Source organism: Streptomyces sp. BK208 (genome assembly GCF_004364245.1).
GTDB lineage: Bacteria > Actinomycetota > Actinomycetes > Streptomycetales > Streptomycetaceae > Streptomyces.
This window is the reverse complement of the sequence record NZ_SOAV01000001.1, coordinates 931,191-944,772: the sequence shown is the minus strand read 5'-3', so window position 1 is coordinate 944,772 and position 13,582 is coordinate 931,191. Positions and strand designations below refer to the sequence as shown.

Annotated in this window: 13 protein-coding genes; 7 read left to right on the top strand and 6 right to left on the bottom strand. The window is 72.7% G+C overall.

Annotated features, from left to right (window positions below; translation table 11 throughout):
- Positions 1-13: 13 nt before the first annotated feature.
- From EV562_RS04235 to EV562_RS04225, 3 genes are all read right to left on the bottom strand, one after another.
- The gene (locus EV562_RS04235) at positions 14-2,374 is read right to left on the bottom strand and encodes a Tex family protein (RefSeq protein ID WP_133885253.1); all 2,361 of its coding nucleotides are present in this window, start codon (positions 2,372-2,374) and stop codon (positions 14-16) included.
- Between the two features lie 134 nt (positions 2,375-2,508).
- Positions 2,509-2,640 carry an LPFR motif small protein gene (locus EV562_RS35845; protein WP_279588469.1) on the bottom strand — a complete coding sequence of 44 codons (132 nt, stop codon included), beginning with the start codon at positions 2,638-2,640 and terminating at the stop codon, positions 2,509-2,511.
- 106 nt (positions 2,641-2,746) lie between these two features.
- Entirely contained in the window at positions 2,747-3,616 is an 870-nt protein-coding gene (locus EV562_RS04225) for a hypothetical protein (protein WP_166661553.1), read from the bottom strand.
- Positions 3,617-3,729: 113 nt separating this feature from the next.
- Here EV562_RS04225 and EV562_RS04220 point away from each other — a divergent pair, with 113 nt between their 5' ends.
- Together EV562_RS04220 and EV562_RS04215 are read left to right on the top strand one after the other, a co-directional pair.
- On the top strand, positions 3,730-4,698 hold the full coding sequence (locus tag EV562_RS04220) for a GlxA family transcriptional regulator (protein ID WP_133885251.1): 969 nt from the start codon (positions 3,730-3,732) through the stop codon (positions 4,696-4,698).
- Between the two features lie 48 nt (positions 4,699-4,746).
- Positions 4,747-5,382, top strand: a complete 636-nt coding sequence (locus tag EV562_RS04215) for a DJ-1/PfpI family protein (protein WP_133885250.1) — start codon at positions 4,747-4,749, stop codon at positions 5,380-5,382.
- A gap of 42 nt (positions 5,383-5,424) precedes the next feature.
- Here the strand turns inward: EV562_RS04215 and EV562_RS04210 are convergent, their stop codons facing one another.
- Positions 5,425-6,204 carry an enoyl-CoA hydratase/isomerase family protein gene (locus EV562_RS04210; protein WP_166661552.1) on the bottom strand — a complete coding sequence of 260 codons (780 nt, stop codon included), beginning with the start codon at positions 6,202-6,204 and terminating at the stop codon, positions 5,425-5,427.
- A gap of 191 nt (positions 6,205-6,395) precedes the next feature.
- On the opposite strand from EV562_RS04210, the gene EV562_RS04205 reads away from it, so the two are divergent.
- Positions 6,396-6,845, top strand: a complete 450-nt coding sequence (locus EV562_RS04205) for an ATP-binding protein (protein WP_166661581.1) — start codon at positions 6,396-6,398, stop codon at positions 6,843-6,845.
- 1 nt (position 6,846) lies between these two features.
- Here EV562_RS04205 and idi read toward each other — a convergent pair whose 3' ends face one another.
- Both idi and EV562_RS04195 read right to left on the bottom strand, forming a co-directional pair.
- Positions 6,847-7,440, bottom strand: coding sequence for an isopentenyl-diphosphate Delta-isomerase (gene idi / locus EV562_RS04200; RefSeq protein WP_133885248.1), 594 nt, complete (start codon positions 7,438-7,440; stop codon positions 6,847-6,849).
- Positions 7,441-7,787: 347 nt separating this feature from the next.
- Positions 7,788-8,726 carry a cation diffusion facilitator family transporter gene (locus EV562_RS04195; RefSeq protein WP_133885247.1) on the bottom strand — a complete coding sequence of 313 codons (939 nt, stop codon included), beginning with the start codon at positions 8,724-8,726 and terminating at the stop codon, positions 7,788-7,790.
- A 476-nt stretch (positions 8,727-9,202) separates the two neighbouring features.
- On the opposite strand from EV562_RS04195, the gene EV562_RS04185 reads away from it, so the two are divergent.
- From EV562_RS04185 to EV562_RS04170, 4 genes are read left to right on the top strand one after another with little or no spacing between them, the layout of a single operon-like run.
- Complete coding sequence (locus tag EV562_RS04185; protein WP_133885245.1) at positions 9,203-11,023, top strand: DUF5941 domain-containing protein; 1,821 nt, start codon at positions 9,203-9,205, stop codon at positions 11,021-11,023.
- The gene (locus tag EV562_RS04180; protein WP_133885244.1) at positions 11,020-11,772 is read left to right on the top strand and encodes a phosphocholine cytidylyltransferase family protein; all 753 of its coding nucleotides are present in this window, start codon (positions 11,020-11,022) and stop codon (positions 11,770-11,772) included. Before EV562_RS04185 ends, EV562_RS04180 begins: the two co-directional genes overlap by 4 nt.
- Positions 11,760-12,821: an iron-containing alcohol dehydrogenase family protein gene (locus EV562_RS04175; protein WP_133885243.1), complete on the top strand. Its 1,062-nt coding sequence runs from the start codon at positions 11,760-11,762 to the stop codon at positions 12,819-12,821. The genes EV562_RS04180 and EV562_RS04175 overlap by 13 nt, the downstream gene beginning before the upstream one ends.
- Positions 12,799-13,578, top strand: a complete 780-nt coding sequence (locus EV562_RS04170; protein WP_166661551.1) for a CDP-alcohol phosphatidyltransferase family protein — start codon at positions 12,799-12,801, stop codon at positions 13,576-13,578. Before EV562_RS04175 ends, EV562_RS04170 begins: the two co-directional genes overlap by 23 nt.
- Positions 13,579-13,582: the final 4 nt, after the last annotated feature.

Sequence of the window (13,582 nt, the reverse complement as noted above, 5' to 3'; positions counted from 1 at the left end):
CCGCCCCGAGCGGTCAGGCCAGCCCGGCCCGCCGCAACGCGTCAGCCATCGCCCCGCCGGACGGAGCGGGAGCCGACGACGGACGCCCCTTCCCCCCACCGCCGGAGGCACCCCGCTGCTGCTGCCGCTGCCGCGGCGGCCTGCCACCCCGCTCCTTCTTCGGCTCCCCCTGCGCGGCCGCCTCGTCGTCCAGCCGCAACGTCAACGAGATCCGCTTCCGCGGGATGTCGACGTCCATCACCTTCACCTTCACGATGTCCCCGGGCTTGACCACGTCCCGCGGGTCCTTCACGAACGTCTTCGACATCGCGGAGACGTGCACGAGCCCGTCCTGATGCACACCGACGTCCACGAACGCCCCGAACGCGGCGACGTTCGTGACGACACCCTCCAGCACCATCCCGGACGACAGGTCGGAGATCTTCTCCACGCCCTCCTTGAAGGTGGCCGTCCTGAAGGCGGGCCGCGGGTCGCGTCCCGGCTTCTCCAGCTCCCGCAGAATGTCCGTGACCGTCGGCAGACCGAACGTCTCGTCCACGAACAGGTCCGGCTTCAGCGACCGCAGCACCGCCGTGTTGCCGATCAGCCCGGTCACCTCCTGCCCGGCGGTCTTCACCATTCGCCGCACCACGGGGTACGCCTCGGGGTGCACGCTGGACGCGTCCAGCGGGTCGTCGCCGCCCCGGATCCGCAGGAAGCCCGCGCACTGCTCGTACGCCTTGGGGCCGAGCCGCGACACCTTCTTCAGCGCGGTCCGCGACGTGAACGGCCCGTTCGCGTCACGGTGCGCCACGATGTTCTCGGCGAGTCCCGAGGTGATGCCGGAGACCCGGGCGAGCAGGGGCGCGGAGGCCGTGTTGACGTCCACCCCCACACCGTTCACACAGTCCTCGACGACCGCGTCCAGCGAGCGGGACAGCTTCACCTCGGAGAGGTCGTGCTGGTACTGGCCGACACCGATCGACTTCGGGTCGATCTTCACCAGCTCGGCCAGCGGGTCCTGCAGCCGCCGGGCGATCGAGACCGCGCCGCGCAGCGAGACGTCCATGTCCGGCAGCTCCTGGGAGGCGAAGGCGGAGGCGGAGTACACCGACGCGCCCGCCTCGGACACCATCACCTTGGTGAGCTGCAACTCCGGGTGCTTGGTGATGAGTTCACCGGCGAGCTTGTCGGTCTCCCGCGACGCCGTGCCGTTGCCGATGGCGATCAGGTCGACCGCGTGCTCCTTCGCCAGACGCGCCAGCTTGGCGATCGCCTCGTCCCACCGGTTGGCGGGGACGTGCGGGTGGATCACGTCCGTGGCCACCACCTTGCCGGTCGCGTCGACCACGGCGACCTTCACACCGGTACGGAAACCGGGGTCGAGGCCCAGGGTGGCGCGGGTGCCGGCCGGAGCGGCCAGCAGCAGGTCGCGCAGGTTGGCGGCGAACACGTCGACCGCCTCGTCCTCGGCGGCGGTGCGCAGACGCAGCCTGAGGTCGATGCCCAGGTGCACCAGGATGCGCGTGCGCCAGGCCCAGCGGACCGTGTCGGCCAGCCACTTGTCGGCGGGACGCCCGCGGTCCGCGATCCCGAACCGGCTCGCGACGATCGCCTCGTACGACGACGGCCCCTCGGTGGGCTGCTCGGGCTCCAGGACGAGGTCGAGCACGTCCTCCTTCTCGCCGCGCAGCATCGCGAGGACGCGGTGCGAGGGAAGCTCGGTGAACGGCTCGGCGAAGTCGAAGTAGTCGGCGAACTTGGCGCCGGCCTCCTCCTTGCCGTCCTTCACCTTGGCGACGAGCCGGCCGCGCGTCCACATCCGCTCACGCAGCTCGCCGATCAGGTCGGCGTCCTCGGAGAACTTCTCCGTGAGGATCGAGCGCGCGCCGTCCAGAGCGGCCTGCGGATCGGCCACGCCCTTGCCGGCGTCGACGAACGCGGCCGCCGCGGCCAGCGGATCGACCGACGCGTCGGCGAGCAGGCCCTCGGCCAGCGGCTCCAGCCCCGCCTCCCGCGCGATCTGCGCCTTCGTGCGCCGCTTCGGCTTGAAGGGCAGATAGATGTCTTCCAAGCGCGCCTTGGTCTCCGCCGCGCGGATGCGCCCTTCGAGCTCCTCGGTGAGCTTGCCCTGCTCGCGCACCGAGTCGAGGATCGCGGTACGCCGCTCCTCCAGCTCCCGCAGATAGCGCAGCCGTTCCTCGAGCGTGCGCAACTGCGCGTCGTCGAGCATCTCGGTCGCTTCCTTGCGGTAGCGGGCGATGAAGGGCACCGTCGAACCGCCGTCGAGCAGCTCGACCGCGGCCTTCACCTGCCGCTCCCGCACACCGAGCTCGTCGGCGATCCTGCTCTCGATGGATCCTGCGCCGCTGGACGTGCTGGACGTCCTGGACACGTCTGACCCGGGTGTCGTCACGATCCCGTACCGCCTTCTCACTGAGGTTGCGCGGCAATTGTGGCAGGTGACACCGACAATCGGGGATCAGGGCGCCGTCCGGGCCGGTCGTGACCGACGGGAGGGGTCCCGGATCAGACCCTGCGGCTGCGGGTGGAGGACGAGGCCCCGCCGAAGAGCCGGGCCACGGCCCGGAAGGGAAGCGTCACCACGGTGGCGATCGCTCCACCGATCTGGCGCAGGACGTCTGCGATGGCACGGAACACGAGTAACCCCTTTCGTTCCCCGGCCGCCTCGGCCGGGGAACTTACGGGTACCTCGGTAGCGGCCTCGCATGCCTGTCCGTACACTTCATCCGCGCCGGGTGTGTCGTCAGCGCTTGGCGAGCAGGTCCTTCGGGAAGGCGCCCGCCCCGAGCGCAGCGCGCGCGAAGACCGAGCCGAGTTCCGTCAGGCGGGCCACGCCCTCGGCACCCAGGTGCGCGTACGGGGCCGTGTCCAGCCGGTCCGTCTCCCGCTCGATCCCCTCGCGCAGGGCGACGCCCTCCTCGGTCAGCTCGCCGGCCGCGTCGACCAGCCCGCGCTCGCGCAGCCGGCCCGCGGCCGCGTCCCACTCCTCCTGGCTCCAGCCCCGGGTGGTGAAGATCCACTTCGGTGCCATGCCCTTGCCGGTCGCCGTGTGCGTCACCAGTGCCTCCAGGCCGTCGAGGCCCGCGGTCATCAGGACGGCGAGATGGCCGTCGCCGCGGTGCTCGCGCAACAGTGTCGCCGCGTGCCAGAGCGCCAGGTGCGGGGCATCGGGCACGGGCAGGTCGGCGTGGGCCGAGCAGAGCGGGCGGGCGCTGCGGGAACAGCCCTCGGCGGCGCGCAGGGCCAGGCCGGCCGCCTCCGCCATCTCGGCCGACGTCACCGCCTCCTCGCCCAGCAGACGGCGCAGCGTCGCGTCCACGGCACGCAACCGGGCCGCCAGTGCCTGCTCGGGCGTGACCTTCTCCCACACGGCGGGGACGTGCCGGGCGACGAGGTCGTGCTTGTAGTTGTAGAACGCCGCCGTCACGGCACCGGCGCCCACCGGGCCGAGCGCGGCGGCGCGCACCGCGAAGTTGACGGCCCGGGCGTCGGTGACCCCGAGAGCGCCCAGTTCCCGTCCCAGGTCGGGCGAGAAGTAGTGCGTCGAGTGCAGCGAGTTGAGCGCGTTGTGGCAGCGGCGCCCCGCGCGGGCGTCGATGGCGGCAGTTGTCATGCCACGCACGTTACCAACCGCTCAGTACGTTCCGCGGGCCCGTGCGGTGCACGGCAGGAAAGGTGGGTTTCTCGTCATTGCGGACCTCCGCAGGCGGGCGAAGAATCGACGGCATGGCGCAGCGAACCCCGCAAACCGTCCTCGTCCTCCTCTTCGACCGGGTGCAGAGTCTCGACGTCACCGGCCCCGTCGAGGTCTTCGCGGGCGCCGAACAGCACACACCGGGGACGTACCGCATCCGCACGGCCTCGCTGGACGGCGCTCCCGTGCGCACCTCCAGCGGTCTGACCGTCGTACCGGACCAGGCGCTCACGGACGCGCCGGAGCCGGACACGCTGGTGGTCCCCGGCGGCCGGGGCACCCGCGACCCCGACCCGCGGCTGACCGAGTGGCTGCGCGAGCACGGGCCGCGCGCCCGGCGCCTGGTCTCGGTGTGCACCGGGGCGATCCTGCTGGCCCGCGCGGGTCTGCTGGACGGCCGCCGCGCCACCACCCACTGGGCCTACAGCGACCGGCTCGCCCGCGACCACCCGGCGGTGGACGTCGACCCCGACCCCATCTACGTCCGCGACGGGAACGTGGCCACGTCCGCCGGGGTCACCTCCGGGATCGACCTCGCCCTCGCGCTGGTGGAGGAGGACCTGGGCCGGGACGTCGCCCTGACCGTCGCCCGGCACCTGGTGGTGTTCCTGCGGCGGCCCGGCAACCAGGCGCAGTTCAGCGCGCAGCTCGCCGCCCAGACCGCGCGCCGGGAGCCGCTGCGGGAGCTGCAGCACTGGATCACCGAGCATCCCGGTGCCGATCTGAGCGTGGAGTCCCTCGCCGCCCGTGCCAGTCTCTCGCCGCGCCACTTCGCCCGCGCCTTCCAGGCGGAGACCGGCATGCCGCCCGGCCGCTACGTCGACCGGGTCCGCCTGGAACACGCCCGCCGGCTCCTGGAGGACACCGGCGACGGCGTCGAGGAGGTCTCCCGGGCCAGCGGCTACGGCACGCCGGAGACCATGCGCCGCGCCTTCGTCAAGACCCTCGGCACCTCACCGGCGGAGTACCGCCGCCGGTTCCGGCCCGCGCCGGCCCGCTGAAGCCCGTACCCGCACCGTCCGTCACCGACCCACCCCGGAAGGAACCGCGTGCAGATCGCCATCGTCCTCTTCGACCGTTTCACCGCCCTCGACGCCGTCGGCCCGTACGAGACCCTCGGCCGTCTCCCGGACGCGGAGACCGTCTTCGTCGCCGAGCGCACCGGTCCCGTGCGCACCGACACCGGGAACCTCGCGCTCACCGCCGACCGGACCCTGGCCGACGTGCCGAGCCCCGACATCGTCGTCGTGCCCGGCGGTCCCGGCCAGACCCCGCAGATGGAGAACGAGACCCTGCTGGCCTGGCTGCGCGCCGCCGACATCACCAGCACCTGGACCACCTCCGTGTGCACCGGCTCCCTGCTGCTCGCGGCGGCCGGCCTGCTGGAGGGACGCCGCGCCACCTCGCACTGGCTGGCGCTGGACTTCCTGCGCCGGTACGGCGCCGAGCCGACCGGGCAGCGGGTCGTCACCGACGGCAAGTACGTCACCGCGGCCGGCGTCTCCTCCGGCATCGACATGGGACTGACCCTGCTCGGCCGGATCGCCGGCGACGAACACGCCCGCGCGGTCCAGCTGCTGACCGAGTACGACCCGCAGCCGCCCTACGACGCCGGGTCCCCGGACAAGGCACCCGCGCACCTCGTCGAGGAGTTCCGCGGCCGGAGCCGGTTCGTCCTGACGTAGGGCCTGTCGTCCGGATCGTTCCGACGCCCGGAGCAAGGCCCCTCAGGCGGGGCCGGACTGATCCGCACGACACGCGTCGGGCCCGCTCCAGCCGAACCGCGGCTGCCTGCGCTCCAGGAAGGCGGCGACCCCCTCCGCGGTGTCGCCGCTGCCGTGTGCCTGCGCGGACCAGTGGGCGTCCCGGTCCGTGCGGCCGTTCGCGAACTCCTTCGCCGCGGCCTGCGTGAGCAGCGAGCGGGACGTCAGCACCCGGGTGAACTCCGCCACCCGCTTGCCTAGTTCGCCCTCCGGCAGCACCTCGTCCACCAGACCGGTGCGCAGCGCCCGCCCGGCGTCGATCAACTCCCCGCTGAACAGCAGGTACTTCGCCGTGGCGGGCCCCGTCAGGGCCACCAGCCGCCGGGTCGCGGACGCCGGGTACACGATCCCCAGCTTGGCCGGTGTGACACCGAACAGCGCCGTCTCCTCGGCGAACCGCAGGTCGCAGGCGGCCGCCAGCTGCGCCCCGCCGCCCACGCAGTGCCCCCGGATCGCCGCGAGCGTCGGCTTGGGGAACGCGGCGAGGGCCTCCTCGGCCCGTACCGCGAGCCCCTGCGCCTCCTGGGCCGACTCGCGCAGGGTCGAGATGTCGGCCCCGGCGCAGAAGGTGGCGCCCTCACCGGTGAGCACCAGCGCCCGCACCGCCGGATCGGCGGCCAGCTCGTCCAGGACGCGGGGCAGCGCCCGCCACATCGCGGCCGTCATGGCGTTGCGCTTGGCCGGGTGGTGGACGACGACGGTGGCGACCGAGTCGGCGACCCGGTGCAGCAGCTGCGGCTCCATGCAGCGGATGCTATCCACCGGCCCGGCGGCGCCGACCGGCCGGGCGGGACAGGAACGGTCGTGCGGCAGGCGCCAACGATCAGAAACCGCTCGATACACGCTGACTTGCGTTCAGTCCTCGGGGGCGGCCCGGCGCGTTACCGACACTCAGGGGTGTGGTGACTATCGAGCCCAAGGGTGGCGACCGGACCATGGACGAAACCGCGCCCGCCGCGCCGCTGCCGTACGAAGGTGTCTGGCGGTTCACCGCCCCCGCCGTGGACGCCGCGGTACCGCAGGCCCGGCATGCCGTGCGCGACCTGCTGACCCGCCAGGGCGTCCCGGTCTCCGACGACGTCGCGCACGCCCTGCTGCTGATCGTCTCGGAACTGGTCACGAACGCGGTCCGGCACGCGGCGGTGCTCTCGCCGGTGCTCGCCGTGGAGGTCGCCGTCGGACCCGAGTGGGTGCGGGTGGCCGTGGAGGACGACCACCCCTACCGGCCGACCGCCCTGGAGACCGACCACGGCCGCACCGGAGGACGCGGTCTGCTCCTGGTCCGCGAGGTCACCCGGGAGGCGGGCGGGGCCTGCGACGTGGCCCACACCGCGAGCGGAGGCAAGGTGATCTGGGCCGCCCTGCCCCTCAAGCACACCCCGTAGGTCACCAGCCCGCGGACGGGCCCGTCAGCTCGCGGACCGCCGGCCGGGCGGCGTCCAGCACCGTCATGAACCACGCCGAGAAGGTGTCCCGGGCGTGCCGCTCGGTCAGCTCCGCCGGGGAGACGAAGACCGTCCCCGCCACCTCCTCCGGGTCCGGACGCAGCTCGGCCTGCACCAGACCGACGAACAGATGGTTGAACTCCTGCTCGACCAGCCCGGAGTCGGGGTCCGGGTGGTTGTAGCGCACGGTGCCCGCCTCGGCGAGCAGGGAGGGCGACACCCCGAGCTCCTCGTACGTCCGCCGCGCCGCCGCCGCGAACGGCGCCTCACCCGGGTAGGGATGACCGCAGCAGGTGTTGGACCACACACCGGGGGAGTGGTACTTGCCGAGCGCCCGCTGCTGGATCAGCAGCCGCCCCCGCTCGTCGAAGAGGAACACGGAGAAGGCGCGGTGCAGCCGCCCGGGCGGCTGGTGCGCGGAGAGCTTCTCCGCGGTGCCGATCGTCACGCCGTTCTCGTCGACCAGTTCCAGCAAAATGGCGTCTGCGGTGCCGTTCGACGAGCTGGGCGTCGCGGTGGCAGGAGTGATCGGCATACCCATCCTTCACATCGGTCCTCGCGCCCCAAGTGTGCCGTACGAATCCGGCACTCTCGGCACTTCCCGGCACACCCGCATGTCCCGGGTGCCCGAGCGGGCACCGGCGACGACCGGTCGGACACCGAGCAGGGGTCCGATGGACGATCGTTCCCGGGAGCGACCCGCCGGGAACCTCCGGGCAGCGGAAAGCGGTAGGTCACCGCGGTGGAGCGGGAGCGTACGGGGGTGTTCGGCGGCGCGGTCCGATGCCTGCGCGCCCCGGGGCGCACGCCGGCCGCGCCGTGCCGAGTCCCGCGCGACGCGCCATGCCCCGCGCGCCGGCCGCGCCGTGCCCCCGCTGCCGCTCAGCGGCACAGCCGCGCCTCGTGCTCCGCGTGACCGCTGGGCTCCAGCTGGAAGGTGCAGTGCTCCACGTCGAAGTGGTCGCCCAGGCAGCCCTGCAGTTCGTGGAGCATCTTCTCGTGGCCGATCGCGTTCAGCGCGTCGCCGTCCACCACCACATGCGCCGACAGCACCGGCATGCCCGAGGTGATCGTCCAGGCGTGCAGGTCGTGCACGTCCTCGACGTCGTCCAGGGCCAGTATGTGCGCGCGCACCTCGGCGATGTCCACACCCTTGGGGGCCGCCTCGAGCAGCACGTCCAGGGTCTCGCCCAGCAACCGCCAGGTGCGCGGCACGATCATCAGACCGATGAACAGGGATGCGATCGGGTCGGCGGGCTGCCAGCCCGTGGCCAGGATCACCAGCGCCGAGACGATCACCGCCAGGGAGCCGAGCGCGTCCGCCGCCACCTCCAGGAAGGCGCCCCGCACGTTCAGGCTCTCCTTCTGGCCGCGCATCAGCAGCGTCAGCGACACCATGTTCGCCACCAGGCCGATCGCGCCGAAGACCACGGTGGTCCCGCCCGCGGTGTCGGCCGGCGTGAGGAACCGGTCGATCGCCTCGTACAGCACGTAGCCGCCGACCCCGAGCAGCAGCAGGCAGTTCGCCAGGGCGGCGAGGATCTCGGCCCGGGCGTAGCCGAAGGTGCGCCGGTCGCTCGGCGGGCGGCTCGCGAAGTGGACGGCCAGCAGGGCCATGCCGAGCCCCAGCGCGTCCGTCGCCATGTGCGCGGCGTCGGCGATCAGCGCGAGCGAGTCGGCGACCAGCCCGCCGACGATCTCCACGACCATGACGGTCAGGGTGATCGCCAGCGCCACCCGCAGCCTGCCCCGGTACGCGGCGGTCGCCGTCCCGCCGGCGTGCCCTCCGTGCGCGTGCCCGTGATCGTGCCCAGCCCCCATGAGAAAGCCGCCTCCTCGTCCGCGAGGACGCCCGGCATCCGGCGCCCGCACGCCAGTCAACAACGGGCAGGGGGTATCCGGCAACGCGGCACTGAACACCGTTGTCATCTGCCCTGACCTGGGGAAACGCCCCGCAGGTCAGGACGGTGCGGGGTAAGGGGAGGTGCCGCGTCCGCCGAACGGGCGCACGGGCCGCCGAGGAGTGGCCTGACCCTGCGCGAACGAGCGCGGACACTGTGCGATGTCCGCGATGCCCGGTCTGGGAGCGCGGTTTGTGGGGCGGGCCCCGGATCCACGATGATGATCGCGGCAAAGGCGGGAGCAAGCGGCGTCGACCGACCGTGAAACGGGCGGTGAACACGGCGTTCCCGGCATCCGATAACCTCTGCCGACATGCCGCCCGGGTGCCCCAGGCACGGGCGCTCCACCATGCACAGGCCCGGCGTCCAGGCGCCGGCACCAGGGAGTGAGTTCGGTTGCCGACCGCCATCCTCACCGGTCAGCAGGTCCCCGGTTCGTCGATCGAGGGCGAGCTGCGGTCCCTGGGCTTCGACGTGCACCTCGCCTCCGGCGCGGCCGACGCCGAGACCCTCCTGGCCCGGGTCCCGGGCGAGGAGCGGGTCGCCGTGGTCGACGCCCGCTTCGTGGGCCACCCGCACGCCCTGCGCCTCGGCCTCACCGACCCTCGCTTCCCGCTCGCCGCGATCCCGGGCGCGGTGACCGCCCAGCCGGCCGCCCGCCAGGCGATGACCCGCGCGATGGCCCGCGAGAACTCGGCGGGCGGCGGCACCGCGGTGGCCGTCGACAGCCTCGCCGACCGGATCGCGGCCGCCCTCGACGCCGACGGTGCCGACGTGCACCGCCCCGAACTCGGCAGCCTCGTCGCCGCCGTCCCCGCCGACCCGCAGGCCCGCAACGAGGCACGGCAGGCCGTCGCCGCCGTGGACGACGAGGCCGTACGCCTGAAGTCGGCGGTCAAGGCCCGCGACGGCTTCGTCACCACCCACCTCGTCAGCCCCTACTCCCGCTACATCGCCCGCTGGTGCGCGCGCCGCGGCCTGACTCCCAACCAGGTCACCACCGCCTCGCTGGTCACCGCGCTCATAGCGGCCGGCTGCGCCGCCACCGGGACCCGCGGCGGCTTCGTCGCCGCCGGCGTCCTGCTCATCGCCTCCTTCGTCCTCGACTGCACCGACGGACAGCTGGCCCGCTACTCCCTGCAGTACTCCACGCTCGGCGCCTGGCTCGACGCCACCTTCGACCGCGCCAAGGAGTACGCCTACTACGCGGGCCTCGCCCTGGGAGCCGCCCGCGGCGGCCACGACGACGTATGGGCGCTCGCACTCGGCGCGATGGTCCTCCAGACCTGCCGGCACGTCGTCGACTTCTCCTTCAACGAGGCCAATCACGACGCCTCCGCCAACACCAGCCCCACCGCCGCCCTCTCCGACAAGCTCGACAGCGTCGGCTGGACGGTCTGGGTGCGCCGCATGATCGTGCTGCCCATCGGCGAACGCTGGGCCATGATCGCCGTCCTCACCGCGCTCACCACGCCCCGGATCACGTTCTACGCGCTGCTGATCGGCTGCGCGTTCGCCGCGACGTACACCACCGCCGGCCGCGTCCTGCGCTCGCTGACCCGCAAGGCCGTGCGCACCGACCGGGCGGCGAAGGCGCTGGCCGACCTCGCCGACTCGGGTCCGCTCGCCGAGGCCGCCGCCCGCGGCCTGCGCCCGGCCGCCCGCCGGCTGCCCGGGTTCACCGCTCCCGCCGTCGCCCTGCTCGGCGGCGCCGCCGTCGTCGCGACGGCCGCCCTCACCGACTTCGGCGGCCCCTGGCCGCTGGTCGCCGCGCTCGTCTACGTGCTGACCTCCGCAGTCGCCGTCGCCCGTCCTCTCAAGGGCGCCCTCGACTGGCTGGTCCCGCCGTTCTTCCGGGCCGCCGAGTACCTCACCGTCCTGTTCCTGGCCGCGAAGGCCGACGTGAACGGGGCCCTTCCGGCGGCTTTCGGGCTGGTGGCCGCGGTCGCCTACCATCACTACGACACGGTCTACCGCATCCGCGGCGACGCGGGCGCGCCGCCGCAGTGGCTGGTGCGGACGATCGGGGGGCACGAGGGCCGCACGCTGGTGATCTGCGTGCTGGCCGTGCTGCTCACCGCCACACAGTTCAAGGTCGCGCTCACGGTCCTCGCCGTGGCCGTGGCGCTCGTGGTGCTCGTCGAGAGCATCCGCTTCTGGGTCGCCGCCCACAAGGTCGGCGCACCCGCCGTACACGACGAAGGAGAACCCGCATGATCGGCCTCGTGCTGGCGGCCGGCGCCGGACGCCGTCTGCGCCCCTACACCGACACCCTGCCGAAGGCGCTGGTCCCGGTCGGCCCCGAGGGTGCGGAGGACAGCATCACGGTGCTGGACCTGACCCTGGCGAACTTCGCCGAGGTCGGCCTGACCGAGGTCGGGATCATCGTCGGCTACCGCAAGGAAGCCGTGTACGACCGCAAGGAGGAGCTGGAGCAGAAGTACGGCGTCAAGCTCACCCTCATCGACAACGACAAGGCCGAGGAGTGGAACAACGCCTACTCCCTGTGGTGCGGCCGTGACGCCCTCAAGGACGGCGTGATCCTCGCCAACGGCGACACCGTGCACCCGGTCTCCGTCGAGAAGACCCTGCTCGCCGCCCGCGGCGACGGCAAGAAGATCATCCTCGCGCTCGACACGGTGAAGAACCTCGCCGAGGAGGAGATGAAGGTCGTCGTCGACCCCGACAAGGGCGTCCAGCGCATCACCAAGCTGATGGACCCGGCCGAGGCGACCGGCGAGTACATCGGCGTCACCCTCATCGAGGGAGAGGCCGCCGCCGACCTGGCCGACGCGCTGAAGGCCACCTTCGAGCGCGACCCGCAGCTGTACTACGAGGACGGCTACCAGGAGCTCGTCAACCGCGGCTTCAAGGTCGACGTGGAGCCGATCGGCGACGTCAAGTGGGTCGAGATCGACAACCACGACGACCTCGCCAAGGGCAGGGAGATCGCGTGCCAGTACTGACGAGGCTCATCCCGTCGCCGGTCGTCGTGGACATCCGCGCGGGTGCCCTCGACGACCTGGGGGGCGTGCTCGCCGACGAGCGCATCTCCCACTCGGGCAAGCTCGCCGTCGCCGTCAGCGGCGGCTCGGGCGCCCGGCTGCGCGACCGTGTCGCCCCGTCCCTGCCCGGCGCCGACTGGTACGAGGTCGGCGGCGGCACCCTGGACGACGCGATCAAACTGGCCGGTGCCATGAAGGGCGGCCACTACGACGCGGTCGTCGGCCTCGGCGGCGGCAAGATCATCGACTGCGCCAAGTTCGCGGCGGCGCGCGTCGGCCTCCCGCTGGTCGCCGTGCCGACGAACCTCGCGCACGACGGCCTGTGCTCCCCGGTCGCGACCCTCGACAACGACGCGGGCCGCGGCTCCTACGGTGTGCCGAACCCGATCGCCGTCGTCATCGACCTGGACGTCATCCGCGCGGCCCCGGCCCGTTTCGTGCGGGCCGGCATCGGCGACGCCGTCTCCAACGTCTCCGCGATCGCGGACTGGGAGCTGGCCAACCGGGTCAAGGGCGAGCGGATCGACGGTCTGGCCGCCGCGATGGCCCGCCAGGCCGGTGAGGCCGTGCTCCGGCACCCCGGCGGCATCGGCGACAACGAGTTCCTCCAGGTGCTGGCCGAGGCGCTGGTGCTCAGCGGCATCGCCATGTCGGTCTCCGGCGACTCACGGCCGTCCTCGGGCGCCTGCCACGAGATCAACCACGCCTTCGACCTGCTCTTCCCCGAGCGCGCGGCCGCCCACGGCGAGCAGTGCGGTCTGGGCGCGGCCTTCGCGATGTACCTGCGCGGGGCCCACGAGGAGTCCGTCCACATGGCGGCGGTCCTGCGGCGGCACGGGCTGCCGGTGCTGCCCGAGGAGATCGGGTTCACGCCCGAGGAGTTCTTCCAGGCCGTGGAGTACGCCCCCCAGACGCGGCCCGGCCGCTACACGATCCTCGAGCACCTCGACCTGAAAACCGACCAGATCAAGGACCTGTACGCCGACTATGTCAAGGCCATCGGTAGCTGAACTACGCCCGGTCGTCCATCCCGCGGGGGTCAAGGACCGGCGCAGCGGTGAGCACTGGGCGGGACGCCTCTACATGCGCGAGGTCTCGCTGCGGATCGACCGCTACCTGGTGAACACCAGGGTCACGCCCAACCAGCTCACGTATCTGATGACCGTGTGCGGCGTGCTCGCGGCCCCGGCGCTGCTCGTGCCGGGCATCTGGGGCGCCGTGCTCGGCGTGGTCGCGGTCCAGCTGTACCTGCTGCTGGACTGCGTCGACGGCGAGATCGCCCGCTGGCGCAAGCAGTACTCGCTCGGCGGCGTCTACCTGGACCGCGTGGGCGCCTACCTCACCGACGCCGCCGTCCTGGTCGGCCTCGGCCTGCGCGCCGCCGACCTCTGGGGCACCGGCCGGATCGACTGGCTGTGGGCCTTCCTCGGCACCCTGGCCGCGCTCGGCGCCATCCTGATCAAGGCCGAGACCGACCTGGTGGGCGTCGCCCGGCACCAGAACGGGATGCCCCCGGTCAAGGAGGCCGCCTCCGAGATCCGCTCCTCCGGCATGGCACTGGCCCGCCGGGCCGCCGGGGCGCTCAAGTTCCACCGGCTGATCCTCGGCATCGAGGCGTCCCTGCTGATCCTCGTCCTCGCCGTCGTCGACCAGGCGCGCGGCGACCTGTTCTTCACCCGCCTCGGCACCGCCGTGCTCGCCGGCATCGCCCTGCTGCAGACCCTGCTGCACCTGGTGTCCATCCTCGCCTCCAGCAGGCTGAAGTGAGCAC

Excerpts from the sequence above, each read along its gene's own strand:
- EV562_RS04225 (WP_166661553.1), bottom strand. The coding sequence starts at position 3,616 with ATGACAACTGCCGCCATCGACGCCCGCGCGGGGCGCCGCTGCCACAAC.
- EV562_RS04220 (WP_133885251.1), top strand. The coding sequence starts at position 3,730 with ATGGCGCAGCGAACCCCGCAAACCGTCCTCGTCCTCCTCTTCGACCGG.
- EV562_RS04210 (WP_166661552.1), bottom strand. The coding sequence starts at position 6,204 with ATGGAGCCGCAGCTGCTGCACCGGGTCGCCGACTCGGTCGCCACCGTC.
- EV562_RS04205 (WP_166661581.1), top strand. The coding sequence starts at position 6,396 with ATGGACGAAACCGCGCCCGCCGCGCCGCTGCCGTACGAAGGTGTCTGG.
- idi (WP_133885248.1), bottom strand. The coding sequence starts at position 7,440 with ATGCCGATCACTCCTGCCACCGCGACGCCCAGCTCGTCGAACGGCACC.
- EV562_RS04195 (WP_133885247.1), bottom strand. The coding sequence starts at position 8,726 with ATGGGGGCTGGGCACGATCACGGGCACGCGCACGGAGGGCACGCCGGC.
- EV562_RS04180 (WP_133885244.1), top strand. The coding sequence starts at position 11,020 with ATGATCGGCCTCGTGCTGGCGGCCGGCGCCGGACGCCGTCTGCGCCCC.
- EV562_RS04170 (WP_166661551.1), top strand. The coding sequence starts at position 12,799 with ATGTCAAGGCCATCGGTAGCTGAACTACGCCCGGTCGTCCATCCCGCG.